Raw genomic sequence first — 25,311 nt, 5'->3', positions numbered from 1 at the left:
GCGTTACTGCTTCGGTTGCGGTTCCGCGGCACCCGGCGTGCGCTCCGGCACTGGCGCCGGCGGCACCGGTTTCGCGAGCGCCGGCGAGCCGGTCGGGATGCCGTTGACGAGCGCCGGCAGCTCCGGGTTGCCCAGATTGCGCACCAGCGGCGACTTGTCCTGCTCCAGCGTGGCGCCGGCCGCGCGCATGTAGTCGTAGCGGTCCGCCGCCAGGCTCTGGCTCTGCTCCTTGCTGCGGATGACCACGGGGCGCAGGAACACCATCAGGTTCGTCTTCTTGCGGCTGCGCGTGTTGTACTTGAACAGATTGCCGATCACGGGAATGTCGCCCAGGCCGCGCACTTTTTCCACGTTGTCCGAGCCCGTGTCCTCGATCAGGCCGCCCAGCACGATGATCTGGCCATCGTCGGCAATGACGTTGTTCTCGATGACGCGGGTATTCAGCGTAATGCCCTGCGTCGCATTGACGGAGGATGCCGCGACGGACGACGACTCGTTGTAGATCGCCAGCTTGATCGTGCCGCCTTCGGAGATCTGCGGTTTCACCTTCAGGATCAGGCCCACGTCCTTGCGGTCGATCGTCTGGAACGGGCTCGTCGTGGTACCGGAGCTGGTCGTGTACTGGCCCGTCAGGATCGGCACGTTCTGGCCCACGCGGATCGTTGCGACCTCGTTATCCAGCGTGATCATGTTCGGCGTCGACAGGATGTTGCCGTTGCCGTTCGTCTCCAGCGTGTGGGCGACGGCGCCCAGGCCGTACTTGCCGTCCGCCAGCTGCTTGAAGATACCGATCGTCAGGCCGTTGCTGGGCGCGCTGGTGCCGTTGTACACGTTGACCAGGTTGTTGCCGCCGCTGGAGAACGACTGCAGGCCGCCGATCCGGTAGGTGCTGTTGCTGTCGCCGGAAGCGGCAACCCACTGCACGCCGAAGTCGGACGCCTTGTCGGCCGAGACTTCGACGATCAGCGCCTCGATGTAGACCTGGGCGCGGCGCACGTCGAGCTGGTCGATCACGGCGCGCAGGTTGCGGTACACGGCGTCCGGCGCCGTGATGATCAACGTGTTGGTCGACGGGTCGGCCTGGATGAAGCCGCCCGCGCCCGTCGTCGATTGCGAACCGCTGCGGTTGGCCTGCAGTGCCGGGTTGGTCGGGCCGTTCGTTGTCGACGCCGAGTTCGTGTTCGAGCCGGAGAACGAATTGCCCAGCGAGCTTTGGTTGCCCTGGTTGCCGAACTGGTTGTTCGCCGTGCCGGTGCTGCTGGTGGACGGCGCCTCGCCCGTGATCACGGCGCGCAGCGTCTCAGCCAGCTTTGTCGCATCCGCGTTCTTCAGGTAGACGACGTGCACATTGCCCGCCTGTGTGGTGGGCTGGTCCAGCTTCGCGATCAGCGACTTCGCCAGCGCGGCGCGGGCCGCGGACGGCGCGCGCAGCACCAGCGAATTGGTGCGCGGATCGGCCATCACGGAGACGCGGCCGCCGCCGTCGCCGCCGCTGCCCGGCTCCATCAGCTTGTTGACGATCGTCGCCAAGTCGCTGGCGATCCCGTACTGCACGGGGACCACGTCGATATCGGCGGTGGCCGGCGTATCCATTGCGGCGATGATCTTCGCCAGCCGCTTCAGGTTGTCCGCATAGTCCGTGATCACGAGCGTGTTGTTGCCCGGGTTGGCGTTGATCGTGTTGTTCGTCGAGATCAGCGGGCGCAGCACGGTGACGAGGTTCGCCGCCGACTCGTGGTTCAGCTGGAACACCTGGGTGGCCACCTGGTCGCCCTTCGGCGTGGCCTGGCCTTTCACGACGGTCGGCGTGGCCTGCAGCTTCGCTTCCGCTTCCGGGACGACCTTCGCGTAGCCGTCGCCGGACACGATCGCGTAGCCTTGCAGGCGCAGCGCGGAAGTCAGCAGCGCGAACGCCTGCGACTTCGTGATCGCCTTCTCGGACACGAGCGTGATCGTGCCCTTCACGCGCGGATCGATCAAGAACGTGATGTTGGTGTAATGGCCCACCGCCTTGATGACGGCTTCGATATCGGCACCGACGAAGTTCAGCGCGGCCTCGTCCTGCGGCGCGGGCGCGGCCCACGCGGGACCGATCGAGGACGACAGCACGCAGCACAACAGCGCGGCGGCGGACAGGCGCCGCAGCGCAGGAAGTTTGGAATGACTTGCAGTTTTCATTATCTGAACTCTAGTGCGATGATGTTTTTACCGCCGACGTTGCGGCGCTGACCCAGCAGGTTAATCAGGTTGCCCAGCGTGTCTTCGTAGCCGGTCGCCGTATCGGCCTGGCCGGAAAATTGCAGCCGGCCGTTGCGCAGCTGGCCGGTACCGGACAGCAGCAGCGGCCCTTTCGCCGTCGTCAGCACGACGTTCGCATGCTGGCCCTGCCAGTCGAGCGCCAGCTGGTAGCTGCCGAGCGGCTTGGTCGGCGCAAGGCGTGACGACACGTCGTCCATGCGCAGCGTCGTCACGCCGCGCACCTGCACGTTGCGGTCGACCAGCGCCAGCTGCAGCGACGTCCATGCCAGCTGCAGCCGGCCGGACAGCGCCAGCGTATTGAGCGGCGCGCCAAGGCCGGACAAGCCGTCCGCCGGCAGCCGCAAGGCGGCGGGGCTCAGCTGCCACTCGCGCCAGCTGCCCGTAAACACGACGCTCTGCGTCAGCGATTCGGGATTGGACAATTCCATGCGGACGTTGCCGATCAACGCCAGCGGCGACAGCCGCCATGCGAAGCGCCCCGGCAGCAGCGGCGTGACGGGGCCATTGCCGCTGGCCGCGCCGCCGACGAACGCCGAGCCGCGCCACAGCGTGCCCTGCGCATCGCCCAGGGTCAGCCGGCCGCCCGTCTGCTTCTCGACCAGCGCGGCCACCCACGTGGCCGGGAAGAACACGGCCAGGGTCAGCGCGCCGGTGAAGACGATCGCCAGCAGCCACAGGATGGTGCGCTTCATCGGCCGCCCGCTTCCTGGCGCAGCGTCAGCGAAGCGTCCACCTGACCCGGCTTGTCCTGGCCCGTGACCTTCGCTTCCACGACGGCGAGGCGGCTGTCGCGCCGCACCGCGTCGAGCCACGTGACGAGACCGGCGAAGGGCACGTCCTTGAACTCGGCCTTCACATAGTCGCCGGTGACGGTCAATGAAGCCGCCGTCAGGCCGCGCGTCGACAACGCGCTGTTGACGGCTTCGCGCGTCAGCGGCTGTGGTTGCACGGGCGGCTGGGCCGCCAGCTGGGCCGACAGGTTCGCCAGCGCCTGCATCTCGGCGGCCTGCTGGCGCAGCGACGGCAATTCCTTGCGCAGCCGCTCGCGGCCCGTCAGCGCCGGGTCGATCAGCAGCGCATAGAACAGCGCAAGGCCGACGACGATGCCGCCCACCGCCAGGTAGCGCCGTTCCTGCTCGGTGCGGGCGCCCCAGAATGCCGCGGCCGTGGCGCGCAGGTTGTTCACACTTTCCTTCATCTTGCTCACGACTTCGCTCCCGCGCGGACTTCCCAGGTACCGGCGCCCGTCTCACGCACCGCCAGGCCGCGCGGCGCCAACTGCGCCTGCACGAGCCCCAGCGCGGCCGCGTCGACGCTGCCGGCTTTCAGTTTCACGATCAGTGCGCGGTCGCGGTATTCGAGCCCCGCGAGTACGTCGCGCCGCGGCAGCGCCTGCAGCGCCTCGCCGAACGCGGCGGCCAGCGTAGTGAATTCATCCGGCCCGACGGCGCCGCTGCTGGCCCGGGCGCGCGCGATATTGCCGCGCATTTGCGCCACCGGATCGAGCACCACCTTCTCGTTCGGATACGCGGCGCGGAACACCTGCACCATCGTCTGGCGCACGGCCAGCGCTTCGCGTTTCATGCGCAGCCACTCGGCGTTCAGGCCGATCACGTTGACGAGCACCGCCAGCGCGGCGATGCGCAGCGGCCAGCGCCAGCGTTTCCACGCCTGCGCGCGGGCGCCGCTGGCGGCGGCAAGGCCGGCGGCCAGGTCCAGCTGCACGCCTTTCGCGGCGGCGATGCGGTGCGCCCAATGCTCTTCTTCCAGCACAATGCCCGGCACGGCCGGCAGCAGCGTTTCGTATTGCGCTCGCTGGGCCGCCGGCACGTACAGCGTGACGGGTGCTTCGCCGGCCAGCGCGCGCACGGTCTGCAGCGCGCTTTCCAGTTCGGCCGGCAAGGTCAGGCCCATGCCTTCGTACGCACCGGCGCGCAGCGTCAGTTCCAGTCCCGCTTCATCGTTGACGAGGGCCGCCGACACGCCGCCCGGCGCCAGCGGCAGGCACAGTTGCGCCGGCAGCGCGGCCACGGCGCGCGCGCCCTGCTGCACGAGGGCCTTGACGAGCACCTCGAGCCAGGCGCGCTGCACGACGGCGACGGTGCGCTCCGCGCTGCCCGCTTGCACGGGGCCGAGGGCGAATGCGCAATCGGCCGGATCGCCCAGCAGTTGTTCCTCGACGAGGTTCGGAATGGCGGCCTTCAGGCGGCTGCCCGTCAGAGGCGGCACGGTCACGCGCAGCAAGGTCACGTCGGCCGCCGCCAGCAGCAGCACGACCTTGCGGCTGGCGGCAACGAGGTCGGTCAGCTTGCCGAGCGCACCCACGCCCTGCTGCATCACGTTGCCGGCGTCGCCCACCAGCGCGTAGCCGCAGGCCGCACCGTTGTCGGCCGCGGCGGCACGGGCCGGATAACTTATGTAGAGAGTCGTCAAAACGCTTTGCTTTCCTTAGATTTCCCTGATCCACTCGATGCTCGTCACAAAGAGCTTCTGTTGCGTTTCGCGGCGGATCAGCGCCCACGATTCCAGCCGCGCCCGATCCAGCCTTACTTGACTGAGCACGAGGAAGTAATTGCTGCGCACGTCCACCTGGGCCAGCACTGTCTTGCCCTGCACCTGCGGGCTGCTGGTGAACGGCAGGTTCTTCGTGTATGTGGTGCGCTTGCGGTCCGCCACCAGCGCTTGCGCATCGGCCAGCGACATGGTATCCACGATGGCTGCGATCACCTCGGCGCTGGCCGTGTTCACGTTCACCAGTGCCTGGTCGTCCGGAAGCACGACGACATAGTCGCGCAAGCGATCGATCGCCTGCTGCGAAAAGCCTGCCGCGAGGAGGTCTTCCAGCCGCTGCAGCGCCATCGGGGTATTGCTGCCGCCCTGCTGCTGCTGCGCCAGCGTTGCCTGCGCGGCGCGCTGCACCAGCTGCGCGGCGGACTGCGCCAAGCCGCCATCGAGCTGCAGCAATTCGAGCAGCCGTTTGAACGCCGCTACTTCCTGAGCGTTGATGGTGCCACCGGGTGCCAGCCGCTTCAGATTGTAACGCGACTGTGCATCGACAACCTGGCCCTGCAGCGTCGCATCGTACGTCTCGCCCTCGACCCGCTCACGCTCCACGTAATCGTCCAGTCGCGTCTCCGCCAGCGGCGTCGCCCACACGCCATCGGCACGGGTCCAGTTGGGCGAGTCGATGCCATCCTGCCGCAGGATCAGCCGCGCCCAGTCCAGCGCCCCGCGCAAAATCCACCGCGTCTGCAGGTGCAGGCGCTGGTTTTCCATCGACCGTACCTGCACCTGCTGCTGCCAGAACAGGCTGGCGACGATCGTCACGGCCAGCGTCGTCAACAGCAGCGCCGTGACGACTGCCACGCCGCGCTGGCGGGTCAGCTTCCGGGTCACGCTCCGGGTCACGCTCTTCATATCGCCCCCAGCAGCAGTACCTTCACCATCGGGTTCGGCTCGTTCAGCAATTGCAGCGACATCTCCAACCCGGTCGCCGTGCCGCGCACTGTATTGCCCGTGCTATTGCCCGTGCCGTTCGGCGGCGCCACCCATGCGCCGCTGTCCCACAGCCGGATGTTCATCGCGGTCACGTTCGCCTGCAGCGCCACGTCCGGCGTCGAGTCGGTATCGGACTGCGCGGCCTGCCACAGCCCCTCCAGCTGCGTCATGTCGCGTGTCGGCGGCGACTCGCGCCGCGTCAGCACGCCGTCGCGCAGCCGATAACTGACGACGGCCAGCTGCGTGGCGCCGTTTTCCGGGGACTGCAGGCGGATGAACACGAGCCGGGAATTGTCGGCCACTAGGTTCTGGCGGGCCGCGCCGATCACCGCCGCGCCAGCCAACTGCTCCAGGTCGTTCTGCATCTGCGCGAACGCCAGCTGGATGCCGCGCGTGTATTCCATCTGCTGCGTCAGCTGCGTGCGCGAGCGCAGGATGCTGTCCAGGCCGCGCCAGCCCAGCACGGCGACAATCGCCAGCACGGTGATCGCGACCAGCAATTCGATCAGCGTGAAGCCGCGTGCGCGCGTCATGACTTCATCACCAGTTGCACAAGCTTGATGATGCGCCGCTCGGGGTGCGCGCTGTCGTAGACGGAGACTTCGACACGGCGCAACAGCGGGTTCGGCGACAGGATCACCTCTTCCTCGCACTGCAGTTGCAGGTCGCCCTGCGGGCATGGGAACGACGTCTTGCCGACCGACGGGAACAGCTTCCCGAGGCGGATCTGCACCAGGCGGTTCTCGGCCGACCACGTGGCCATCATCGTCGTGCGCAGACCGTCGCTGTTGTGCGTCAGGCTGCCGATCGCCTGCAGCGACGCGATCAGCGCGGTGCCGACGATGAACAGCGCAACCAGCACTTCGAGCAGCGTGAATCCCTGCGCGCGACGCTTCATCCGCTTACTCCACGGTGAAATGGCCGACGCCGTCGGCATGCACGGCCGCGCTGACGTCGCCCGCGGCCATCGTCAGCACGAACGGCTTGTCGACGGGCTCGCGGCCGAACACGATGCGCAGCGGCGCACCGGGGAGATTGGTGGGGGGATCGAGCAGCAGCGTGACGGGCGCGCGCTTGAACTCGCGTTCGCGCAGCATGTCGTCCTGCGGCAGGGTTTTCCATTCGCGCCCGTCCCTGACGAGGAAGCGGTAACCCTGCTCGCTCGCTTCGAACGCGATCGGGCGGTTGCGCACGATGGCTTCGTCGCGCGCCAGCTGCAGCAGCAGCGCGACCCGTTGCGCGTCCTGCTGCATCGCCTGGCGCTGGCTGGGCGCCAGGTTCACGGTGACGAGGCCCAGCGTCAGGCCGATGATGACCAACACCACCAGCAGCTCGATCAGCGTGAAGCCGCGTTGGCGCATGGCGTGCTGCGCGTCAGTTTTCCCAGGAGCCGATGTCGGCATCCTCGCCGGTGCCGCCGGGCTGGCCGTCGGCACCCAGCGAGAACACGTCGACCTCGCCCTTCACGCCGGGCGACAGGTACTGGTACGGGTTGCCCCACGGGTCCTTCGGCATTTTTTCCAGGTAGCCGCCTTCCTTCCAGCCGTTGGCGGCCGGGCCGCTGGTCGGCTTCGTCAGCAGCGCCTGCAGGCCCTGCTCCGTGGTCGGGTAGCGCGTGTTATCGAGCTTGTACAGCTTCAGCGATTGCATGATCGTCGCGATGTCGACCTTCGCGGCCGCCACTTTCGACTCGCCGGTGCGCGCCAGCAGCTTCGGCACGACGAGCGCGGCCAGCACGCCCATGATGACGACGACCACCATGATTTCGATGAGGGTGAAGCCACGCGCACGGCGCGTGCTGTAGAGACCTTTTTTCATGTGTTCGCGGTGGATTGGCAGAAGTTGTGCGAAAAGCAGAGTGCAGCAGTATAAGCCGGTTTTACTACAGCAAGGTGAAAAAGGGGGTAAAGACATGTAACCGGTGCGGACACCGGTTCAATCAGCCGCCGCAGACGGGACAGCCGTCGTTACGGCCCACGCCGATGCTGGTCCACTCCATGCGCAGGCCGTCCAGCAGCAGCAGCCGGCCGGCCAGCGACTCGCCGATGCCCATCACGAGCTTCAACGCCTCGGCCGCCTGCATGGCGCCGACGACGCCGACCAGCGGGGCGAACACGCCCATCGTCGAACAGGCGACGTCCTCGAACGCCTGGTCCTGCGGGAACAGGCACGAGTAGCACGGCGCAGCGCCCGAGCGGGGGTCGAAGACGCTGACCTGGCCGTCGAAGCGGATCACGGCGCCCGATACGAGCGGCACGCGGGCGGCGACGCAGGCGCGGTTGACGGCGTGGCGGGTCTTGAAGTTGTCGGTGCAGTCCAGCACGACGTCGCTGGCAGCCACCAGTTCGGCCAGGCGCGCGTCGTCGACGCGCTCGATCAGCGCCGTCACCTGCACATCCGGATTGAGCGCGGCGATGGCCTCGCGGGCGGAGAGCGCCTTCGGCTGACCCACTCGCGCCGTCGTGTGGGCGATCTGGCGCTGCAGGTTGGTGAGATCGACGTCGTCGTCGTCGACGATCGTCAGGCTGCCGACGCCGGCCGACGCGAGGTACAGCGCGGCCGGGGAGCCGAGGCCGCCGGCGCCGATGACGAGCACGCGCGCCGCGAGCAGCTTTTGCTGGCTCTCGATGCCGATCTCGTCGAGCAGGATGTGCCGCGAATAGCGCAGCAGCTGTTCGTCGTTCATTTCACGTGCGACGGCGGCGCCTTCTTGTCTTCCGGCTTCACGTCCGTCTTTGAATCCGACTTTGAATCCGGCTTGGCATCCATCTTCGTCTCGCGCTTCACGGCGGTTTCAGCGGCGGCCTTGTCGGCCGGCGTGTCCACCTTCGCCAGTTTCACGGGCAAGCCCTTGAAGTGGTTCAGCGCCTGCGCCAGTTGGAAGTCTTCCTTGCTGCCGAACTCGATGGGCTTCTGCTTCTTCGCCAGCGCCAGCAGGCGCTGCTCTTCTTCCACGTCGTCGTGGCGCACCGGGCGGATTTCCTTCTCGTCGCCGGACAGGTGCTTTTCGAGGTCCGCCTCGCGTAGGCGCAGGCCGTTCAAGCCGTCGCCTTCCGCCGTCTCGTCCACATGCACGTCAGGCTCGATGCCCTTGGCCTGGATCGCCCGGCCCTTCGGCGTGTAATAGCGGGCGGTCGTCAGCTTGACGGCGGTATCGGCCGTCAGCTGGCGCAGCGTCTGCACCGAGCCCTTGCCGAACGTCGTGCCGCCCATCACGATGGCGCGCTTGTAGTCCTGCAGCGCGCCCGCGACGATCTCGGAGGCGGAGGCGGAACCGGCGTTGACCAGCACGACGAGGGGCACCGTCTTCACGGCCGCCGGCAGCTTTGCCAGCGGATCGCCCGGGTGGCGGCCGGCATAGTATTCGGGGCGCGCATAGAACGTCTGCTTCGAATCGGGCAGCTGGCCGTTGGTCGACACGACGACGGAATCCTTCGGCAGGAACGCGGCCGACACGCCGATCGCGCCCGGCACGACGCCGCCCGGATCGTTGCGCAGGTCCAGCACGATGCCCTTGATGTCCGGCGTCTGCGCGTACAGCGCGGCGAGCTTCTTGACCATCTCGTCGACGGTCGGCTCCTGGAACTGCGAGATGCGCAGCCACGCATAGCCCGGCTCCACCATCTTCGCCTTCACGCTCTGCACGCGGATCTCTTCGCGCACGACCGGCACGATCAGCGGCTTGTCCTCGCCCTTGCGCGACAGCGTCAGCACGACTTTCGTGCGCGGCTCGCCGCGCATTTTCTTGATCGACTCGTCCAGCGACATGCCCTTCAGCGGCACGTTGTCGATGCGGGTGATCAGGTCGCCCGCCTTGATGCCGGCCTTGAACGCGGGCGAATCCTCGATCGGCGACACCACCTTCACGTAGCCGTCTTCGGCCGCGACCTCGATGCCGACGCCGACGAACTTGCCCTGCACGGACTCGCGCATCTCGCGGAAGGCCTTCTTGTCCAGGTAGACGGAATGGGGATCGAGCGACGACACCATGCCGGCAATCGCATCCTGCAGCAGCTTCTTGTCGTCGACGCTTTCGACGTAGTCCGACTTGATCAATCCGAACACATCGGACAGCTGGCGCAATTCGTCCAGCGGCAGCGGCGCATCGGCGCGCTGGGCAAGCGCGGAAAAGTTCATCGAGGCGGCCACGCCGGCCATCATGCCCAGGCCGATCAGGCCGATACTCTTGAGTTTGTTACCCATATGCTTTCCGCTAGAACTTCACCCAGCCGGCCGGATCGAACGCCCGGCCCTGATGACGCAGCTCGAAGTATAAACCCGATTCCTCGTTGCCACCGCTGTTGCCGGCCGCTGCGATCACGTCGCCGCCCTTGACGATATCGCCGGCGCGCTTCAGCAGCGACTGGTTATTGCCGTAAATGCTCATGTACTGGCCGCCGTGATCGACGATGATCAGGTTGCCGAAGCCGCGCAGCCAGTCGGCGAACACGACGCGGCCCTGTGCCACGGAGCGCACCTCGGCGCCTTCGTGCGCCAGGATGAACACGCCCTTCCAGCTGGGGCCGTCGCCACGCTTGCTGCCGAACTTCGCGGCGATCTTGCCGGAGACGGGTGCCGCCATCTGCCCTTTCAGGCTGGCGAATGCGCCGGCAGGCGCGGCCGGCGCCAGCGCCACGTCGGACGGCCGGGCCCCGCCTTCGTCGCGCTCGGCGACGCGGGTCTCCGGTTTCGGCTCCGGCTTCGGCTCTGGCTTGACGGCCACTTTCGGTTCGTCCCTGCGCGGCGGCTTGCCTTCGCGCGCCAGCCGTTCGCGTTCCGCCTTCGCCTTGGCCGCGGCCAGCGCGCGCGCTTCCGCTTCCGCCTTGGCTTTCGCGGCGCGCTGCGCCGCCAACTGCTCGCGGCGCTTCTGTTCGGCCGCGGCGGCACGCGCCTGTTCCTCGATCAGTTTGTTCAGCCGGTCCACCAGCGCGCCCATGCGCTGCTCGTCGCGCTCGAGCCGGCCCGCTTCCTTGCGCTGCGTGTCGAGCTTCTTCGACAGGTTCGCCACCAGCGCGGCGTGTTTCGCCTTCTGCTGTTCCAGCACGGCTTTCTGCTGGCGCTCTTCCTCGGCGATCTCTTCCAGCTCGTCCTTCGCGTTCTGCGCCTCGGCCTGGTTGTTCTCGACGGCGGCCAGGTTGGCGCGCAGCGATTCGATCAATTTGGCCTGCGCCTGCGACACATAGGACATCAATTGCAGGTCGCGGTTGATGCGGTTGGGATTGTCGCCGGACAGCAGCAGCTTGATGCGGTCTTCATTGCCGGCCACGTACTGCTCGCGCAGCAGCCTGGCGAGCTGCTGCTTCTGGCCGGCGATCGTCGCGGCCAGCCGCTCGCGCTCGCCCGAAAGGCGGGTGATGCGCTCATTGGTTTCCGCCGTCTCGGCCGCCAGCTCGCGCAACTGGCGGTTGGCGTTCGAGATCGCTTCCTCGGATTCGGCCAGCGTGTCCGCCGCATCCTCGCGGGCACTCTCGGTCTGGCCGATGTCCTTCTTCAGCGCATTGAGTTTCTGCTGCAACGCGACGCGCTCCGCCTCGGCGGCCGCTTTCTGCTTGCTGCGATTGGTCTGCTGCTTGGCCGCGAGGGCATCGCCCCCGCCAAAGGCGAGGGTTGCGGCCACGCCGAGCGCGGCGAACCAGGCGCCGGCGCGCCGCGAACGGTTAACTGCCATCGGTGTCTTACTTGGCCTTGCCTTGATTGGCCACGGCAGCCTGCGCGGCGGCGATCGCGGCCGGGTCGCCCAGGTAGTAGTGACGGATCGGCTTCAGGTCCGCATCCAGTTCATAGACGAGCGGCTGGCCGTTCGGGATGTTCAGGCCGACGATTTCCTCGTCGCTGATGCCATCGAGCATCTTGATCAGTGCGCGCAGGCTGTTGCCGTGGGCGGAGATCAGGATCTTGCGGCCGGCCTTGATCTGCGGTGCGATTTCCTCGTTCCATGCCGGCAGCACGCGCGCCACGGTGTCCTTCAGGCATTCGGTCAGCGGGATCTGTTCCTTCGGCAGGCCGGCATAGCGCGGGTCGTTGTACGACGTGCGGTCGTCCGACGCTTCCAGCGCGGGCGGCGGGATGTCGTAGCTGCGGCGCCAGATCAGCACCTGCTGGTCGCCGAACTTGGCGGCCGTCTCACCCTTGTCCAGGCCCTGCAGCGCGCCGTAGTGGCGTTCGTTCAGGCGCCAGTCGTTCTTGATCGGCAGGTACATCAGGTCCATCTCGTCCAGCGTCAGCCACAGCGTGCGGATCGCCCGCTTCAGTACGGACGTGTAGCACAGGTCGAACGTATAGCCTTCCTGCTTCAGCACTTCGCCGGCCAGCCTGGCTTCCTTGACACCTTTTTCAGTCAGGTCCACATCGGTCCAGCCAGTGAAGCGGTTTTCGAGGTTCCAGGTGGACTCGCCATGACGCATGAAAACGATTTTGTACATTTGACAATCTTCTAGGTTGAGAAAGTGGGAAGTGGCCGGGGCAGCGGGCTGCCGGAGCTGTTGTTCGCCTTCTATTTTATAATGGCCGGATTGACTTCAACCAATGGATGCTAAGTGAAATTCATCATCGACCATTTCTTGCTCGTAGGCATTGCCGTGTTGTCCGGCGGCGCGTTGCTGTGGCCGGTTCTAACCCAGCGCGGCAAAAAGGCCTCCCCGCAGCAGGTCACGCTGTTGATAAACCGCGGTAAAGCCACCATTGTGGACGTACGCGACGCGGCGGCCTTCGGCGAAGGTCATTTGCCCGACGCCAGGAACATTCCGCTGGGCGAGCTGGACAAGCGCCGCGGCGAATTGGAAAAATTCAAGAACAGGACGGCCGTGGTCGTCTGCCAAAAAGGGACGCGTGCCTTCGGCGCCGCAAAAATCCTGGAAAAGGCCGGGTTTGCCGATGTGGTCGTCCTGGACGGCGGCATCGATGCGTGGAAAACCCAAGGAATGCCGATTACCAAATAACAGGAGGGTATACGCCATGACCGCACCAGTAACCATGTACACCACCGCCGTTTGCCCGTATTGCATCCGCGCCGAGCGGCTGCTCGAGAGCAAGGGCATCAAGAACATCGACAAGATCCGCGTCGACCTCGACCCGGAGCAGCGCCAGGTGATGATGCAGAAGACGGGGCGCCGCACCGTGCCGCAGATCTATGTGGGCGAAACCCACGTGGGCGGCTTCGACGACCTGTACGCGCTCGACCAGGCCGGCGGCCTCGATCCGCTGCTGAAGGGGTGATGGAAATTTATTAATGCGTGGGCAAAAAAAGGGTGGCGAACATATTTGTTTTGCTACAATTGCCCACGCGTTTGATCCAGGTTCGGTTGGCATCCTGGGCGGACGACGATAATTATCTGTCCAATTCATTGAAAGCGTTCCATGTCTGACGAAAATCTGCAACCCGTATTCCAAATCCAACGCGTCTACCTGAAAGACATGTCGCTGGAACAGCCGAACTCCCCGGCGATCTTCCTGGAGCAGGAAGCCCCGACGATCGAAGTGGCGCTGGACGTGGGCGCTGCCCCGCTGCAGGACGGCATCTTCGAGTCGACCGTGACGATCACCGTGACCGCCAAGGTCAAGGACAAGGTTGCATTCCTGGTCGAAGGCAAGCAAGCCGGTATCTTCGAAGCGCGCAACATTCCGGCCGACCAGCTGGATCCGCTGCTGGGCATCGGTTGCCCGAACATCGTGTACCCGTACCTGCGCGCGAACATCGCCGACGTGATCACCCGCGCGGGCTTCCCGCCGGTGCACCTGGCTGAAATCAACTTCGAGGTGTTCTACCAGCAGCGTCTGCAGGCGATCGCCGAACAGCAAGCCAAGGCTGCCGAAGGCACCAACACCGTTCAGTAATTGCGCTGACGCATGGGGGGCCTGCGCCTCCCGGCAGTTCCCATCTCAAAGGCCCTTCGTGGCCTTTGATCATTTTGGACGAAAGTTTTTGGCAATGAGTGTTACCCGCTTGATAATCAGTGTCGCCCTGCTGCTGGCGAGCGCCGGTGCCTGGGCCGCCGAATTCAAGACGGTCGGCGCGGCTCCCGCCGTGTTGTACGACGCCCCGTCGACAAAAGGGAGCAAACTCTTCATCGTGCCGCGCGGCACGCCCCTCGAGATCGTGCTGACCTATGGCGACTGGGTCAAGGTGCGCGACGTGGCGGGCGACCTGGCGTGGACGCCGGCGCGCGCGCTGACGGGCCGGCGCAACGTGATCGTGCGCGTGGCGAACGCCAAGGTACGCGCTGCCGAGGATGAAGCGTCGGCCGTGGTGTTCACGGCCGACAAAGGCGTGCTGCTGGAGCTGGGCGAACCTGGCGCGAACGGCTGGATCAAGGTCCGCCACCGCGACGGCCTGGCCGGCTACGTACGCAGCAGCGATATCTGGGGCATCTGACATGCAAGACAACAAACCGAACCGGCGCCGCATCACTGTCCTGGGCGCCGGCGCCTGGGGCACGGCCGTCGCCATCGCCGTCGCCGCCCGGCACGACGTGATCCTGTGGGGCCGCAATGCCGACGCGATGCGCGACATCGGCGCCGCCCACGAGAACACGCACTACCTGCCCGGCTACCCGTTCCCGCCCGCCCTGAAGGTGAGCGCCGACTTCGACGCGGCCGTGGCCCACACCTACCGCGACGCGGACGGCCACGACGGCCTGCTGATCGCCGCGACGCCCGTCGCCGGCCTGCGCCCGCTGCTGGAGAGCCTGAAAGGCCGGCCGATTCCGAACCTCGTCTGGCTGTGCAAGGGCTTCGAATACGAAACGGGCTTGCTGCCGCACCAAGTCTTCCGCGACGTGCTGGGCGAGGGCATCGCCAACGGTGCGCTGTCCGGCCCGTCGTTCGCGCAGGAAGTGGCGAAGGGCCTGCCGTGCGCGCTGACGATCGCTTCCAGCTCGGCCGGCCTGCGCGAATGCGTCGTGGCAGCCGTGCATGGCGGCACGATGCGCGTGTACTCGAGCGAGGACATCGTCGGTGTCGAAGTGGGTGGCGCCGTGAAGAACGTGATGGCGATCGCCACCGGCATCGCCGACGGCCTGGGCCTCGGGCTGAACGCCCGCGCGGCGCTCGTCACCCGCGGCCTGGCCGAGATCACCCGCCTCGGCACGGCGCTGGGCGGCAATATCGAGACGTTCATGGGCCTGACGGGCATGGGCGACCTGATCCTTACCTGCACGGGCGACCTGTCGCGCAACCGCCGCGTCGGCCTGGGGCTGGCGCAGGGCAAGGCATTGGCGACGATCGTGACGGAGCTGGGCCACGTGGCCGAAGGCGTGCCGTGCGCGAAAGCCGTGCGCGAGCTGGCCGGCCGGCTTGGCGTCGAGATGCCGATCACCAATGGCGTCGCCGCCGTGCTGTTCGATGGCGTCAAGCCGCAAGACCTCGTCACCCGCATGCTGGCACGCGATCCCCGCGATGAGACACTCGCGCCCGCTTCGAAGTAACGATTGATCCAATCGAGGTCGGCCGCCGAAACGGCTCGATAGACTTGACGGGTACGCTTGCCCGTCTCGCTATCCATGGCCGATCCTTCCACCCTTGCCGGTGCGCGCAGCAACTTCTCGGCGCGCAGCTTCCTCACCTTCCTGTGCGTCGGCGGCATCAGCACGCTCGTCCACTACGGGCTGATGGCACTGCTGGTGCACGCGGGACTACCCGCCGTGCCCGCTTCCTGCGCCGGCTTCGCGCTCAGTGCCGTCCTGAACTACCTGCTGAATGACTGGCTGACGTTCCGCAGCAATGAGGACAACGGCGTGACGGCGCCCCGCTTCGCGATCGTCGCGCTGTCCGGCCTGCTGCTGAACCATCTGCTGCTGACCTTGCTCACGAACGCCGGGCTGTCGATCGTGCCGGCCCAACTGCTGACCACCGCGGGAGTGATCCTATGGAACTACTGCATCCATGGCGCCTGGACTTTCGGCAGCCGCCAGAGCTGAGGCCCGCGCCTGTCGTCAGCCTCGTGCTGCCCTGCTTTAACGAGCAGGAAGTGCTGCCCGAGACGACGCGCCGCCTCGTCGCGCTGATGGCCCGGCTCGAAGGGGACGGGCAGGCCGCGCCCGGCAGCGCGATCTACTACGTGGATGACGGCAGCAGTGACGGGACGTGGCGCCTGATCGCCGAATATGCCGCCGCGTTCCCGGTCGTTTGCGGCGTCAAGCTCTCGCGCAACCGCGGCCACCAGAACGCGCTGCTGTGCGGCCTGCTGACGGTGCCGGGCGACGTACTCATCAGCCTCGATGCGGACCTGCAGGACGACCTGGAAGCGATCCCCCGCATGCTGGACAACTATCGCGCCGGCAGCGAGATCGTCTATGCGGTACGCAGCAGCCGCGAGCAGGACAGCTTCTTCAAGCGCACCAGCGCCGAGGCCTATTACCGGTTGCTGGCCCTGCTCGGCGTACAGGTGCAGTTCAACCATGCCGACTTCCGGCTGATGAGCCGCTGCGCGATCGAGAGCCTGCGCGGCTACGAGGAGACGCACCTGTTCCTGCGCGGTCTCGTGCCGCAGTTGGGGTACCGTACGTCGGTCGTCGAATTCGAACGGGCGCCGCGCTTTGCCGGCACGTCGAAATACCCGCTGCGCAAGATGCTGTCGCTGGCGTGGCAAGGCGTCACGTCGTTCACCGCCTACCCGCTGCGCCTGATCACCGGCGCCGGCGCCCTGGTCTCACTGGGCAGCCTGCTGCTGTCGGCATGGGCGCTGGGCATCCGGCTATTCACGGACCAGGCGGTGCCGGGCTGGGCGTCCGTCGTCATTCCAATGTACCTGCTGGGCGGCATCCAGCTGCTGAGCCTGGGCGTGATCGGCGAATACCTGGCGAAGGTGTACGAATCGACGAAGAAGCGGCCCCGTTTCCACATCGAGGCCGTATGCGGCGAAGGCTTCGACAAGGAGCGGCCATGACGCTGTCGGCCTGGATATCGAAAGCGCCGGCATGCGCGGCCGCGCTTTCCGCGCTCGTCTACTTCGCCACCAGCGACGGCATCCGCAACCACGTGCTGCTGCTGGCGCGTGCGGCGCGGGTGCTGCTGGAACACTCGCGATGACGGCGTGGATGCTCGTCGCGCTGTGCGGCTGGATCGCCGTGCTGGCCGCGCGGCGCGTACCGGGCGAAGCGGTGCCCGTCGCGCTCGTCACGTTCGTTGCCGCGCTGCTGCTGGCGTTCCAGGTGCTGGGTGCCGTGGAACTGGGCACGGGCGCGCCCGTCGTCACCACCGCCAACGCCGCGTTGCTGCTGCTGGCCGTTGCGCTGACGTTGCGGCTGGTCCCCTGCCCTGCGCCGCTCGCCCCGCTGCCCCGGCAATGCTGGTCTCCCATCGCCGGCCTGACGGCGTTGACGTTCGCGCTCGCCGGCGTGCTGCTCGCGTTCGGCCGGCCGCAGGGATACGAGGTGATGGCCTATCACCTGCCGTTGTCGGTGCACCTGCTGCAGACGCAGTCGTTGCAGCCATGGGACGGCAACTTCCCCCACACGTTCCCGGCGAACGCCAGCATCCTGTGGGCCGTGCTGCTGCAGGTGCTGCCGGAACGGCTGGTGGCGGCGGCGAATCTGCTGTTGCTGGTGCCCCTCATGATGGCCGTGCGCGGCCTGTGCCGGCTCGCCGGTGCGGACGCCAGGGCGTCGGTCTACGCCTGCTGCGGCTTGCTGGGTGTGCCGATGATCGCATTCTCTTCCGTGGAACTGGGCGCGGACATCGGCGGCATCGCCTTTGCGGCGCTGGCGATGTACTTCGTGCTGTGCCCGTTGCGGCCGGCGCTCGCGCTGCCGCTGGCGGGCCTGTGCGTCGGCCTCGCGTTCGGCTTCAAGAGCCTGCACCTGATCAGCGCGGCCGCCATCGGCATCAATGTCTGCTGCCAGGCGCGCGGACCGCGCATGCTGCGCCATGCCGCGCTGTTCGGCGGGACGGCATTGGCCGCCGGCGGCTTCTGGCTGGCCCGCAACGCGCTGTTGTTCGGCAACCCGCTGCACCCGGTCGGCGTGCCGCTGGTGGGCCCCTGGTTCGGTTGGCTGCCGGCGGCGGACTTCGATACGTCGCTGCGCGCAACGACCCAGCTGGAATGGGTCGACCACTCGCTGCAATGGCTTGCCTATCCGTGGACGGAAACGCAGCGCTACGGCCAGAACTTCAAGCACAGCGGCGGCCTGGGCGCCTTTGTCGCCGCGGCCATTCCCGCGACCGGCATCGCCATCGGCGCAGCGGTCGTGCGCGACGGCTGGCGACGTCACCGCGTGCGCGCCGCGCTGCTGTTTGCCGTGTGCCTCATCGTCGGCGCATGGTGGTTGCTGGGTGACCGCCAGCCGCGCTACGTGCTGGCCGCGCTGCCGCTGGCGATGCCGCTGCTGGCGTGGGTCGTGACGCAGGCGCATGGCGGCTGGCGCCGGCTGTTCGACGGCGTGCTGGCCGCGTGCATCGTGATCATGCTGGGGGTGTTCCTGTCGCGCCAGCTGGTGCAGTTCGGCGACCGGATCGTGCTGTCGGGGCAAAGCACGCGGGCGCAGTTCTATGAGTATCCGCCGGAGATCGACGCGCTGCCGGCCGGTGCGGTCATCCTGAATCTGGCGGACCGCAGCTGGCATTATCCACTGGCAGGATCATCGCTGGCGAACCGGGTGATCAGCATGCCGCAAGGGCGGCGCCTGCTGGGGTTGCCACCTTCGCTGACCTCGCCGCAGGCCGCCACGTTGCGGGCTGCGCCGCTGCGGGCCGCCGGAATCACCCACGTGTTCGTTGCCGGGGCGGCGCTGTCGCACGACGCCTGCATCGCGCTCGACGCCGTCGGGCGCCTGGATCGCAATCCCGTCAATGGCGCGCCGTTGGGGGCGCCGCGCATCCTGTACGCGGTGCGCTATCCGTGCCCGTGAGCGTCAATCCTTCAACACGATCGTCAGCAGCGCCACCGAATCGGCGACCGCACGCACCGCGTGCGGGGTCGCGCCGGCCAGGTACAGCATCTCGCCACCATGCAGCGTCGCGGTACGACCGTGCGCGTCCACGGCGATTTCGCCTGACAGGCATTGCAGGGTGATTTCGCCCTTGACCCAGTGTTCCGGCATCGTCTTGCCGGCGGGTAGTACGAGGCGGATCAGTTCGATCTCGTCGGTCTTTGCCAGTGCGATCGAGGAAAACTGGGTGACGTCTTCGCCGGCATGCTGCAGGGCGATGACTTGTCCGGATGATGCGTGTTGCAGGGCCATGAGCTCTCCTTCGTCAACGAAGCTGGGCTCATCTTAGCAGGGGCGCCGAAATCGTGACGCGCGGCTTTGCCACCGCGCCGCCACGGCGGCGCGGCGTAACGCATTTACTGCCCCGACATGTCCGGCAGCGTGTGCGCGATGCCTTTATGGCAGTCGATGCACGTCTTCTGGCCGCTGGCCAGGTGCGTCGAGTGCGCGTTCGCGGCGCGCGGGCTCTGGCGCGTGAAGTCCATCGATTCGAACTGGTGGCAGTTGCGGCATTCGAGCGAATTGTTGGCCTTCAGCCGCCGCCACTCGTGCTGGGCCAGCATCAGCCGGTGTTCCTCGAATTTCTCACGCGTGTCGATCGTGCCGAAGATCTTGCCCCACACTTCTTTGGACGCCTGCATCTTGCGCGCCATCTTGTCCGTCCAGTTGTGCGGCACGTGGCAATCCGAGCACTTGGCGCGCACGCCACTGCGGTTCGTGAAATGGATCGTGCGCTGCAGCTCCGGGTACACGTTGTCGCGCATCTCGTGGCAGCCCGTGCAGAACTTCTCCGTGTTGGTGAAGTCCATCGCCGTGTTGAAGCCGCCCCAGAACAGGATGCCGGCGATGAAGGAGCCGACGATCAGGAAGCCCAGGCTCAAGTGCGCGCTCGGCTGGCGCAGCACATCCCAATAGCGTTTGACGATCCGCAGCATGGCGCCCCCTTATTTGCGCTTGGCCGGCGCGTCCGCCGGCGGCGCCTGGTTCAGCATCGTGTCCACGTCCTTGAACGTATTCTCGACGAGCGGGTTCAGGTTCGCCTGCGGCACGTGGCACTGCAGGCAGAAGTAACGCCGCGGCGACAGCTCGGCCAGGAAGTTGCCCTCGCGGTTCTGGAAGTGCGTCACGCTGATCATCGGCGCGCCGCTTTCCTGCGTGCGCGTGCGCGCGTGGCACATCATGCAGCGGTTCGCGCTCTTGTCGACCTGGTAGCCTTCGATCTTGTGCGGGATGACGGGCGGCTGCATCGCGTAGTTGCGCACGCGCCGCACGTCGCTGTTGTCAGGATTGACCATCGGCGCCGGCTTGGCCGTTTCGGCCAGCGGCGTCGGGCCACGCATATTGTCGAGGGCCCGTTGCGCCTGGGCGCCGAACGCGATGCAGCAACACAGCAGGCAGGTAATGAGCTTCTTCATATCGCCTCCTTTCAGATCTTGCGGATGGCGACCGCGCACTTCTTGTAGTCGGTCTGGAACGAGATCGGGTCCGTCGCGTCGAGCGTCACCTTGTTGACGAGCTGACCAGCGTCGAAGAACGGAATGAACACGAGCCCGCGCGGCGGCCGGTTGCGGCCACGCGTCTCGACCCGCGTCTGGATCGAGCCGCGGCGCGACTTCACTTCGATGATGTCGCCGCGGCGCGCGCCCAGCGCCTTCGCATCCTCAGGGTGCATGAAGCACACGGCGTTCGGCACCGCGCGATACAGCTCCGGCACGCGCCGCGTCATCGTGCCCGTATGCCAGTGCTCGAGCACGCGGCCAGTCGACAACCAGAACGGATATTCCTTGTCCGGCTCCTCGGCCGCCTTCTCGTATGGCAGCGCGAAGATCACCGCCTTCCCGTCCGGCATGCCGTAGAAGCGCACACCTTCCCCCTTCTTCACGTACGGATCGTAGCCCTCGCGGTAGCGCCAGCGTGTCTCGTTGCCGTTGACGACCGGCCAGCGCAGCCCGCGCGCCTCGTGGTAGCGGTCGAACGGTGCCAGGTCGTGGCCGTGGCCACGGCCGAACGATGCATATTCCTCGAACAGGCCCTTCTGCGCATAGAAGCCGAACGCCTTCGCCTCGTCGTTCAGGTAACCGGCGGCGATCTGCGACGTCGGGAATTTGTCGACTTGGCCGTTGCGGAACAGGACGTCAAACAGCGTCTTGCCGCGGTACTGCGGGGCTGCCGCCAGCAACGGGCCGGGCCACACTTCCTCGATCTTGAAGCGCTTGGAAAATTCCATCAGCTGCCACAGGTCGGAACGGGCCTCGCCCGGTGCGCGCACCAGCTGGTGCCAGAACTGCGTGCGCCGCTCGGCGTTGCCGTACGCGCCTTCCTTCTCGACCCACATCGCGGTGGGCAGGATCAGGTCGGCCGCGGTCGTGCTGGCGGTCGGATACGGGTCCGACACGACGACGAACGCCTGCGGATTGCGGAAGCCCGGCAGGATTTCGCCCATGATGTTCGGACCTGCCTGCATATTGTTGTTGCACATGACCCAGTACGCGTTCAGCTTGCCGTCCTTCAGCGCGCGGCTCTGCGCGACCGCGTGGAAGCCCGGCTTGTCGGGCACCGTCCCGGGCGGCAGCTTCCAGATCTCCTCCGCATGCTCGCGGTGCTTCGGGTTCGTCACCAGCATGTCCGCCGGCAGGCGGTGCGAGAACGTACCCACCTCGCGCGCGGTACCGCATGCGGACGGCTGGCCCGTCAGCGAGAACGGTCCATTGCCAGGCGACGAGATCTTCCCGGTCAGCAGGTGCAGGTTGTACAGCAGGTTGCTGCACCACGTGCCGCGGGTGTGCTGATTGAAGCCCATCGTGAAGAACGACACCACCTTCATCTTCGGGTCAGCGTACAGCTCGGCCAGCCGTTGCAACCGCTCGACCGGCACGCCGGACAGTTTCGACACGTAGTCAACGTCGTATTTGCTGACGAAGCGGGCGTATTCCTCGAACGTCATCGGCTTGCTGCCGCTGGCGTCGGCCGCGTTGGCGGCGGCCTGCTGCAGCGCGTGCTCGGGCCGCAGGCCGTAGCCGATGTTCTGGTTGCCCAGCACGAAGCGGGTGTGGCGGTTGACGAAGTCGCGGTTCACGCGGTTCGTCTTGATGATGTGATTGGCGATGAAGTTCAGGATCGCCAGGTCGGTCTGCGGCCGAAAAATGATCGACTGGTCCGCCAGCTCGAAGCTGCGGTGCTCGTACACCGACAGCACGGCCACCTTCACCTGCGGCGCGGACAGGCGCCGATCCGTCACGCGCGTCCACAGGATCGGATGCATCTCGGCCATGTTCGAGCCCCACAGCACGAACGCGTCGGCCTGTTCGATGTCGTCGTAGCAGCCCATCGGCTCGTCCATGCCGAACGTGCGCATGAAGCCCGCGACGGCAGATGCCATGCAGTGCCGCGCATTCGGATCGAGGTTGTTCGAGCGGAAGCCGGCCTTCATCAGCTTGACGGCGGCATAGCCTTCCCACACGGTCCATTGGCCGGAGCCGAACATGCCGACGCTGCCCGGCCCCTTCTCGCGCAACACCTTCTTGAACTGTTCGGCCATCACGTCGAACGCCTTGTCCCACGACACCGGCGCGAACTCGCCGTTCTTGTCATAGCGGCCATTGGTCATCCTGAGCAGCGGTTGGGTCAGGCGGTCGGCCCCGTACATGATCTTCGACAGGAAGTAGCCCTTGACGCAATTGACGCCGCGGTTCACTTCGGCGTTGATGTCGCCGTGCGTCGCGACGACGCGGCCATCCTTGACGCCGACGTTGACGCCGCAGCCGACGCCGCAGAAGCGGCATGGCGCCTTGTTCCAGGTCAGCTGGGTCTTCGAGGCATCGGTCGTCACGTTCGACGCGGCGGGCGCGTCGAACGGAATGCCGGCCGTCGCCGCCGCCGTCGCGGCGGCCGTCTGCGTGATGAAATCTCGGCGCGTGTAGCTCATCGTATCTCCTCGTCCATGGCCTCTCTGGGCTCGGCATGTTGGTACACCAGCGCGACGTTGAACACGCCGGGGATGACACGGATCACATCCATCGTGTCGAGCGTGCGCTGTGCGGAATCGGTTTCCAGCGTCACGACCATGCGGCCATCCGCGGCTGCCGTATGGACGATCGCCCCCGGCACCAGCGCAAGTTGGGTGCGTACGGCATCCATCTGCGCGCGCGACGCGTGCACGATGATGCCGGCGATATGGATTTCGTCAATCATCGTCAGGCCGCTCCCGGCAGGTGCCCCGTCAGGAGCTGGTAGAACCACACGATGAAGCCGTAGGCGGCGATGAAGCCGACAGCCAGCACTGGCGCCAGCACGGCGGTGATGAACAGGAATACCTTGATCTCTTCCGCCTTGGTCGGGACGGGACGGTCGCTTTCCATACGTTCCTCGCTGATCTTCCTAACGGTTGCATTATCGTCGCGAGAGCAAACACGGCGCGCACAACTGCACCAGTGTGGCGCATGACTCACTCACGGCGCGTGTCCACTCGCACGACGACGCCCTCGGTACCCGGCCGTATCGGCTGCGAGTGCCCTTCCAGATCGCCAGGCGACGGCGTGGCGCGACCCTGCGCCGACACCCGCACGCCGACGACGACTTCCTTTGCGCCGGACAGTTTCAGCTGCGGCAGCATGCTCATCGTATCGTCGAGCCGGAACGCCAGCGGCCAGCGGCCGACGCTCAGCCGTTGTACCGCCAGCGGCGGGCCTGCGCCACCCGGCGCGCGTGCGTACACGAATACGGTGGCACCGGGCGTCACGTGCTTGAGCAATTCGGGCGCGATGGTCACGGTGCCGCTGATCGCTTGGCCCGCGCCGGCGCTGGGCGATTCCGTGGTGGTGCTGACTGGTTCTCCCGCGCGTTGGCGCGCATCGGCGATATTGGCCAACGTGGTGCGGCGCAACTCGGCGTCGCCGTCCAGCGCCGGCAGCATCCGCTCCCACCAGTTGGCGGCGGCCTTGAAGTCGCCCCGTTCGAATGCCGCGCTGCCGGCCAGCGCCAGCGCCTTCGGATGATCGGGCAGCAGCGCCAGCGCACTGCGCACCAGCTCCACGGGCTTGCCCTGCAACGAGCCGCCCTGCGCGGTGGCCGCCGCGTCGGCGTAATCGGCCAGCACATCCGGATCGTCCGGTACCAGTACGATCAGGCGCTGGTACGCCAGCTCGGCATCGTGATGCCGGCCGATCGCCGTGTACGAGCGCGCCAGCATATACCAGCCGTCGGCATCGTCCGGCGCGTTGCGCAGCCGGTCGGCGAGGCGCTGCAACAGCGTGCTGACCTGCGCCGCCGAAATCTCGTGATCGGGGCGCAGCGGCGGTGCCGAGCCGGACATCACCGCGTGCGCGGCCGGGTTGCCGGCATACCAGTACAAGCCGGCCGCCAGCAGCGGCACCAGCAGCGCGACGATTCCCGCGAGCAGGCGCTGCGGCGGTGCCTGGACGAGCGGTGCCGGTGCCGCCACCTCTTCGGCCACGCGGCGCTCCAGCTCCGCACGCGCCTGCGCATGGTCGGCCGGCGCAAGGTCGCCCGCCGCCAGCTGGGCATCGAGCTCGCGGGCCTGCTGGCGCAGAATCGCCAGGTTGGCGCTGCTCTGCGCCGGCCCTTGCAGCGGGCCGGCATGCTGGCGCAGCAGCGGGTGGATCACGCAGAACAGCGCCGCGGCCGTCATCAGCACCGCGAACGGCACGAACCATGTCATGGTTTGGCCTCCTCGTCATCCAGCAGGCGCGCCGCCTCGGCCCGGCGCGTGTCCGGCACGGCGGGCGGCGCGGTGCGTGCGCGCAGGCGCCGATACAGCATCGCGAGCCCGGCAACGAGCAGCAGCGCGGGTCCGAACCACAACAACATGGTGCTGCCGCGCAGCGGCGGCCGGTACACGACGAAGTCGCCGTAGCGCTCCGTCATGAACGCGACCACCTGGTCCGGCGTGCGGCCCTGGGCCAGCTGCTCGCGCACCTGCCGGCGCAGGTCGACGGCCAGCTCGGCGTGCGAATCGGCGATCGTCTGGTTCTGGCACACGAGGCAGCGCAATTCCTCGGCGACGGCGGCAGTGCGGCGGTCCAGCTCCGCGCCGGATGGCGCCGCACCGGCCGCGCCGGCCAGCAGGCAAATGGCAACGAGCACGCTACGCACCGTTCAGCTCCCGCACGAGTTTCGCGATCTTCCCTTCGACGACCTCGCGCGTCAGTGGGCCCGCATGCCGCAGCCGGATCACGCCGTGCGCATCGATGACGAACGTCTCCGGCACGCCATACACGCCGTAGTCGATGCCGATGCGGCCAGCCGGGTCCGCGGCCGAGAAGACGTAGGGATCACCCTGGGTACGCAGCCACGTGGTGGCGGCATCCTCGGCATCCTTGTAATTGAGACCGACCACGGGCGCGAGGCCCTGCTGCGCGAACCGCATCAGCAGCGGATGCTCGACGCGGCACGGCGCGCACCAGGAAGCCCACACGTTCAGCACCCACACCTTGCCCGCCATCTGGCGCGGCGAGAAGATGCCCTGGCCGGCGCCGACGCGGCTCGCGGTGAACTCGGGTGCGGGCTTGCCGACCAGCGCGGACGGCAGCTCGCGCGGATCGTTGCGCAGGCCGGCGGCAAGAAAACCGGCCAGCGCCAGGAACACGATCAACGGCATCAGGTAGCGGCGCAT

31 protein-coding genes are annotated in these 25,311 nt (G+C 67.0%); 9 read left to right on the top strand and 22 right to left on the bottom strand.

Annotated features, from left to right (window positions below; all coding sequences use genetic code 11):
• Nucleotides 1-3: 3 nt before the first annotated feature.
• From gspD to gpmA, 13 genes are all read right to left on the bottom strand, one after another.
• The gene (gene gspD / locus IP92_RS17855) at nucleotides 4-2,178 is read right to left on the bottom strand and encodes a type II secretion system secretin GspD (protein WP_145877448.1); all 2,175 of its coding nucleotides are present in this window, start codon (nucleotides 2,176-2,178) and stop codon (nucleotides 4-6) included.
• Entirely contained in the window at nucleotides 2,178-2,951 is a 774-nt protein-coding gene (gene gspN / locus IP92_RS17850) for a type II secretion system protein N (protein ID WP_145877446.1), read from the bottom strand. The genes gspD and gspN overlap by 1 nt, the downstream gene beginning before the upstream one ends.
• Nucleotides 2,948-3,457 (bottom strand): type II secretion system protein M, encoded by a 510-nt coding sequence (locus IP92_RS17845; RefSeq protein ID WP_145877514.1) that lies wholly within the window; start codon nucleotides 3,455-3,457, stop codon nucleotides 2,948-2,950. The genes gspN and IP92_RS17845 overlap by 4 nt, the downstream gene beginning before the upstream one ends.
• Before the next feature lie 5 nt (nucleotides 3,458-3,462).
• Nucleotides 3,463-4,692 (bottom strand): type II secretion system protein GspL, encoded by a 1,230-nt coding sequence (gene gspL, locus IP92_RS17840; RefSeq protein WP_145877444.1) that lies wholly within the window; start codon nucleotides 4,690-4,692, stop codon nucleotides 3,463-3,465.
• A gap of 15 nt (nucleotides 4,693-4,707) precedes the next feature.
• Nucleotides 4,708-5,676, bottom strand: coding sequence for a type II secretion system minor pseudopilin GspK (gspK, locus tag IP92_RS17835; RefSeq protein ID WP_145877441.1), 969 nt, complete (start codon nucleotides 5,674-5,676; stop codon nucleotides 4,708-4,710).
• Nucleotides 5,673-6,290 (bottom strand): PulJ/GspJ family protein, encoded by a 618-nt coding sequence (locus IP92_RS17830; RefSeq protein ID WP_145877439.1) that lies wholly within the window; start codon nucleotides 6,288-6,290, stop codon nucleotides 5,673-5,675. The genes gspK and IP92_RS17830 overlap by 4 nt, the downstream gene beginning before the upstream one ends.
• Nucleotides 6,287-6,655: a type II secretion system minor pseudopilin GspI gene (gene gspI, locus IP92_RS17825; protein ID WP_145877437.1), complete on the bottom strand. Its 369-nt coding sequence runs from the start codon at nucleotides 6,653-6,655 to the stop codon at nucleotides 6,287-6,289. The genes IP92_RS17830 and gspI overlap by 4 nt, the downstream gene beginning before the upstream one ends.
• A 4-nt stretch (nucleotides 6,656-6,659) precedes the next feature.
• A complete protein-coding gene (gene gspH, locus IP92_RS17820; protein ID WP_229418831.1) occupies nucleotides 6,660-7,118 on the bottom strand; it encodes a type II secretion system minor pseudopilin GspH in 459 nt (152 codons plus the stop codon).
• A gap of 13 nt (nucleotides 7,119-7,131) precedes the next feature.
• Complete coding sequence (gspG, locus tag IP92_RS17815; protein ID WP_145877432.1) at nucleotides 7,132-7,575, bottom strand: type II secretion system major pseudopilin GspG; 444 nt, start codon at nucleotides 7,573-7,575, stop codon at nucleotides 7,132-7,134.
• A gap of 121 nt (nucleotides 7,576-7,696) precedes the next feature.
• Nucleotides 7,697-8,443, bottom strand: a complete 747-nt coding sequence (locus IP92_RS17810; RefSeq protein WP_145877430.1) for a HesA/MoeB/ThiF family protein — start codon at nucleotides 8,441-8,443, stop codon at nucleotides 7,697-7,699.
• On the bottom strand, nucleotides 8,440-9,960 hold the full coding sequence (locus IP92_RS17805; protein WP_145877428.1) for a S41 family peptidase: 1,521 nt from the start codon (nucleotides 9,958-9,960) through the stop codon (nucleotides 8,440-8,442). The genes IP92_RS17810 and IP92_RS17805 overlap by 4 nt, the downstream gene beginning before the upstream one ends.
• Before the next feature lie 10 nt (nucleotides 9,961-9,970).
• Entirely contained in the window at nucleotides 9,971-11,425 is a 1,455-nt protein-coding gene (locus IP92_RS17800; RefSeq protein WP_145877425.1) for a murein hydrolase activator EnvC family protein, read from the bottom strand.
• 7 nt (nucleotides 11,426-11,432) lie between these two features.
• The gene (gene gpmA, locus IP92_RS17795) at nucleotides 11,433-12,179 is read right to left on the bottom strand and encodes a 2,3-diphosphoglycerate-dependent phosphoglycerate mutase (protein ID WP_145877422.1); all 747 of its coding nucleotides are present in this window, start codon (nucleotides 12,177-12,179) and stop codon (nucleotides 11,433-11,435) included.
• Between the two features lie 114 nt (nucleotides 12,180-12,293).
• On the opposite strand from gpmA, the gene IP92_RS17790 reads away from it, so the two are divergent.
• From IP92_RS17790 to IP92_RS17755, 9 genes are all read left to right on the top strand, one after another.
• Entirely contained in the window at nucleotides 12,294-12,695 is a 402-nt protein-coding gene (locus IP92_RS17790; protein ID WP_145877420.1) for a rhodanese-like domain-containing protein, read from the top strand.
• A gap of 16 nt (nucleotides 12,696-12,711) precedes the next feature.
• A complete protein-coding gene (gene grxC / locus IP92_RS17785; RefSeq protein ID WP_145877418.1) occupies nucleotides 12,712-12,972 on the top strand; it encodes a glutaredoxin 3 in 261 nt (86 codons plus the stop codon).
• Between the two features lie 141 nt (nucleotides 12,973-13,113).
• Nucleotides 13,114-13,590, top strand: coding sequence for a protein-export chaperone SecB (secB, locus tag IP92_RS17780; RefSeq protein ID WP_145877416.1), 477 nt, complete (start codon nucleotides 13,114-13,116; stop codon nucleotides 13,588-13,590).
• Nucleotides 13,591-13,684: 94 nt separating this feature from the next.
• The gene (locus IP92_RS17775) at nucleotides 13,685-14,128 is read left to right on the top strand and encodes an SH3 domain-containing protein (RefSeq protein ID WP_145877414.1); all 444 of its coding nucleotides are present in this window, start codon (nucleotides 13,685-13,687) and stop codon (nucleotides 14,126-14,128) included.
• Between the two features lies 1 nt (nucleotide 14,129).
• Nucleotides 14,130-15,179, top strand: a complete 1,050-nt coding sequence (locus IP92_RS17770; protein WP_145877412.1) for an NAD(P)H-dependent glycerol-3-phosphate dehydrogenase — start codon at nucleotides 14,130-14,132, stop codon at nucleotides 15,177-15,179.
• Between the two features lie 75 nt (nucleotides 15,180-15,254).
• On the top strand, nucleotides 15,255-15,671 hold the full coding sequence (locus IP92_RS17765; protein WP_145877410.1) for a GtrA family protein: 417 nt from the start codon (nucleotides 15,255-15,257) through the stop codon (nucleotides 15,669-15,671).
• Entirely contained in the window at nucleotides 15,620-16,639 is a 1,020-nt protein-coding gene (locus IP92_RS17760; RefSeq protein ID WP_145877408.1) for a glycosyltransferase family 2 protein, read from the top strand. The genes IP92_RS17765 and IP92_RS17760 overlap by 52 nt, the downstream gene beginning before the upstream one ends.
• A complete protein-coding gene (locus IP92_RS29940) occupies nucleotides 16,636-16,782 on the top strand; it encodes a hypothetical protein (RefSeq protein ID WP_158206774.1) in 147 nt (48 codons plus the stop codon). The genes IP92_RS17760 and IP92_RS29940 overlap by 4 nt, the downstream gene beginning before the upstream one ends.
• Nucleotides 16,779-18,599, top strand: a complete 1,821-nt coding sequence (locus IP92_RS17755; protein WP_145877405.1) for a hypothetical protein — start codon at nucleotides 16,779-16,781, stop codon at nucleotides 18,597-18,599. Before IP92_RS29940 ends, IP92_RS17755 begins: the two co-directional genes overlap by 4 nt.
• A gap of 3 nt (nucleotides 18,600-18,602) precedes the next feature.
• Here the strand turns inward: IP92_RS17755 and IP92_RS17750 are convergent, their stop codons facing one another.
• The 9 genes from IP92_RS17750 to IP92_RS17710 all read right to left on the bottom strand — a co-directional run bounded on the left by IP92_RS17750 (nucleotide 18,603) and on the right by IP92_RS17710 (nucleotide 25,311).
• A complete protein-coding gene (locus IP92_RS17750) occupies nucleotides 18,603-18,932 on the bottom strand; it encodes a cupin domain-containing protein (RefSeq protein WP_145877402.1) in 330 nt (109 codons plus the stop codon).
• Between the two features lie 104 nt (nucleotides 18,933-19,036).
• Nucleotides 19,037-19,615, bottom strand: coding sequence for a cytochrome c3 family protein (locus IP92_RS17745; protein ID WP_145877399.1), 579 nt, complete (start codon nucleotides 19,613-19,615; stop codon nucleotides 19,037-19,039).
• Between the two features lie 9 nt (nucleotides 19,616-19,624).
• The gene (locus IP92_RS17740) at nucleotides 19,625-20,095 is read right to left on the bottom strand and encodes a nitrate reductase cytochrome c-type subunit (protein ID WP_145877396.1); all 471 of its coding nucleotides are present in this window, start codon (nucleotides 20,093-20,095) and stop codon (nucleotides 19,625-19,627) included.
• An 11-nt stretch (nucleotides 20,096-20,106) separates the two neighbouring features.
• The gene (gene napA / locus IP92_RS17735) at nucleotides 20,107-22,605 is read right to left on the bottom strand and encodes a nitrate reductase catalytic subunit NapA (protein ID WP_145877394.1); all 2,499 of its coding nucleotides are present in this window, start codon (nucleotides 22,603-22,605) and stop codon (nucleotides 20,107-20,109) included.
• On the bottom strand, nucleotides 22,602-22,871 hold the full coding sequence (locus tag IP92_RS17730) for a chaperone NapD (RefSeq protein ID WP_145877392.1): 270 nt from the start codon (nucleotides 22,869-22,871) through the stop codon (nucleotides 22,602-22,604). The genes napA and IP92_RS17730 overlap by 4 nt, the downstream gene beginning before the upstream one ends.
• Before the next feature lie 2 nt (nucleotides 22,872-22,873).
• The gene (locus IP92_RS17725; RefSeq protein WP_145877390.1) at nucleotides 22,874-23,038 is read right to left on the bottom strand and encodes a periplasmic nitrate reductase, NapE protein; all 165 of its coding nucleotides are present in this window, start codon (nucleotides 23,036-23,038) and stop codon (nucleotides 22,874-22,876) included.
• Between the two features lie 86 nt (nucleotides 23,039-23,124).
• Nucleotides 23,125-24,357: a c-type cytochrome biogenesis protein CcmI gene (gene ccmI, locus IP92_RS17720; RefSeq protein WP_145877388.1), complete on the bottom strand. Its 1,233-nt coding sequence runs from the start codon at nucleotides 24,355-24,357 to the stop codon at nucleotides 23,125-23,127.
• Complete coding sequence (locus IP92_RS17715; RefSeq protein ID WP_307724858.1) at nucleotides 24,354-24,782, bottom strand: cytochrome c-type biogenesis protein; 429 nt, start codon at nucleotides 24,780-24,782, stop codon at nucleotides 24,354-24,356. Before IP92_RS17715 ends, ccmI begins: the two co-directional genes overlap by 4 nt.
• Nucleotide 24,783: 1 nt before the next feature.
• Nucleotides 24,784-25,311 (bottom strand): DsbE family thiol:disulfide interchange protein, encoded by a 528-nt coding sequence (locus IP92_RS17710; protein ID WP_145877383.1) that lies wholly within the window; start codon nucleotides 25,309-25,311, stop codon nucleotides 24,784-24,786.

The sequence above is a fragment of the Pseudoduganella flava genome (genome assembly GCF_007830495.1).
Taxonomy (GTDB): domain Bacteria; phylum Pseudomonadota; class Gammaproteobacteria; order Burkholderiales; family Burkholderiaceae_D; genus Rugamonas; species Rugamonas flava.
This window is presented reverse-complemented; position numbering and strand designations above follow the sequence as displayed.

Coding starts and splice junctions, on each gene's coding strand:
- gspD (WP_145877448.1), bottom strand. CDS start 2,178: ATGAAAACTGCAAGTCATTCCAAACTTCCTGCGCTGCGGCGCCTGTCC.
- gspN (WP_145877446.1), bottom strand. CDS start 2,951: ATGAAGCGCACCATCCTGTGGCTGCTGGCGATCGTCTTCACCGGCGCG.
- IP92_RS17845 (WP_145877514.1), bottom strand. CDS start 3,457: ATGAAGGAAAGTGTGAACAACCTGCGCGCCACGGCCGCGGCATTCTGG.
- gspK (WP_145877441.1), bottom strand. CDS start 5,676: ATGAAGAGCGTGACCCGGAGCGTGACCCGGAAGCTGACCCGCCAGCGC.
- IP92_RS17830 (WP_145877439.1), bottom strand. CDS start 6,290: ATGACGCGCGCACGCGGCTTCACGCTGATCGAATTGCTGGTCGCGATC.
- gspI (WP_145877437.1), bottom strand. CDS start 6,655: ATGAAGCGTCGCGCGCAGGGATTCACGCTGCTCGAAGTGCTGGTTGCG.
- gspH (WP_229418831.1), bottom strand. CDS start 7,118: ATGCGCCAACGCGGCTTCACGCTGATCGAGCTGCTGGTGGTGTTGGTC.
- gspG (WP_145877432.1), bottom strand. CDS start 7,575: ATGAAAAAAGGTCTCTACAGCACGCGCCGTGCGCGTGGCTTCACCCTC.
- IP92_RS17810 (WP_145877430.1), bottom strand. CDS start 8,443: ATGAACGACGAACAGCTGCTGCGCTATTCGCGGCACATCCTGCTCGAC.
- IP92_RS17805 (WP_145877428.1), bottom strand. CDS start 9,960: ATGGGTAACAAACTCAAGAGTATCGGCCTGATCGGCCTGGGCATGATG.
- IP92_RS17800 (WP_145877425.1), bottom strand. CDS start 11,425: ATGGCAGTTAACCGTTCGCGGCGCGCCGGCGCCTGGTTCGCCGCGCTC.
- gpmA (WP_145877422.1), bottom strand. CDS start 12,179: ATGTACAAAATCGTTTTCATGCGTCATGGCGAGTCCACCTGGAACCTC.
- grxC (WP_145877418.1), top strand. CDS start 12,712: ATGACCGCACCAGTAACCATGTACACCACCGCCGTTTGCCCGTATTGC.
- secB (WP_145877416.1), top strand. CDS start 13,114: ATGTCTGACGAAAATCTGCAACCCGTATTCCAAATCCAACGCGTCTAC.
- IP92_RS17775 (WP_145877414.1), top strand. CDS start 13,685: ATGAGTGTTACCCGCTTGATAATCAGTGTCGCCCTGCTGCTGGCGAGC.
- IP92_RS17770 (WP_145877412.1), top strand. CDS start 14,130: ATGCAAGACAACAAACCGAACCGGCGCCGCATCACTGTCCTGGGCGCC.
- IP92_RS17765 (WP_145877410.1), top strand. CDS start 15,255: ATGGCCGATCCTTCCACCCTTGCCGGTGCGCGCAGCAACTTCTCGGCG.
- IP92_RS17760 (WP_145877408.1), top strand. CDS start 15,620: ATGGAACTACTGCATCCATGGCGCCTGGACTTTCGGCAGCCGCCAGAG.
- IP92_RS29940 (WP_158206774.1), top strand. CDS start 16,636: ATGACGCTGTCGGCCTGGATATCGAAAGCGCCGGCATGCGCGGCCGCG.
- IP92_RS17755 (WP_145877405.1), top strand. CDS start 16,779: ATGACGGCGTGGATGCTCGTCGCGCTGTGCGGCTGGATCGCCGTGCTG.
- IP92_RS17750 (WP_145877402.1), bottom strand. CDS start 18,932: ATGGCCCTGCAACACGCATCATCCGGACAAGTCATCGCCCTGCAGCAT.
- IP92_RS17745 (WP_145877399.1), bottom strand. CDS start 19,615: ATGCTGCGGATCGTCAAACGCTATTGGGATGTGCTGCGCCAGCCGAGC.
- IP92_RS17740 (WP_145877396.1), bottom strand. CDS start 20,095: ATGAAGAAGCTCATTACCTGCCTGCTGTGTTGCTGCATCGCGTTCGGC.
- napA (WP_145877394.1), bottom strand. CDS start 22,605: ATGAGCTACACGCGCCGAGATTTCATCACGCAGACGGCCGCCGCGACG.
- IP92_RS17730 (WP_145877392.1), bottom strand. CDS start 22,871: ATGATTGACGAAATCCATATCGCCGGCATCATCGTGCACGCGTCGCGC.
- IP92_RS17725 (WP_145877390.1), bottom strand. CDS start 23,038: ATGGAAAGCGACCGTCCCGTCCCGACCAAGGCGGAAGAGATCAAGGTA.
- ccmI (WP_145877388.1), bottom strand. CDS start 24,357: ATGACATGGTTCGTGCCGTTCGCGGTGCTGATGACGGCCGCGGCGCTG.
- IP92_RS17710 (WP_145877383.1), bottom strand. CDS start 25,311: ATGCGCCGCTACCTGATGCCGTTGATCGTGTTCCTGGCGCTGGCCGGT.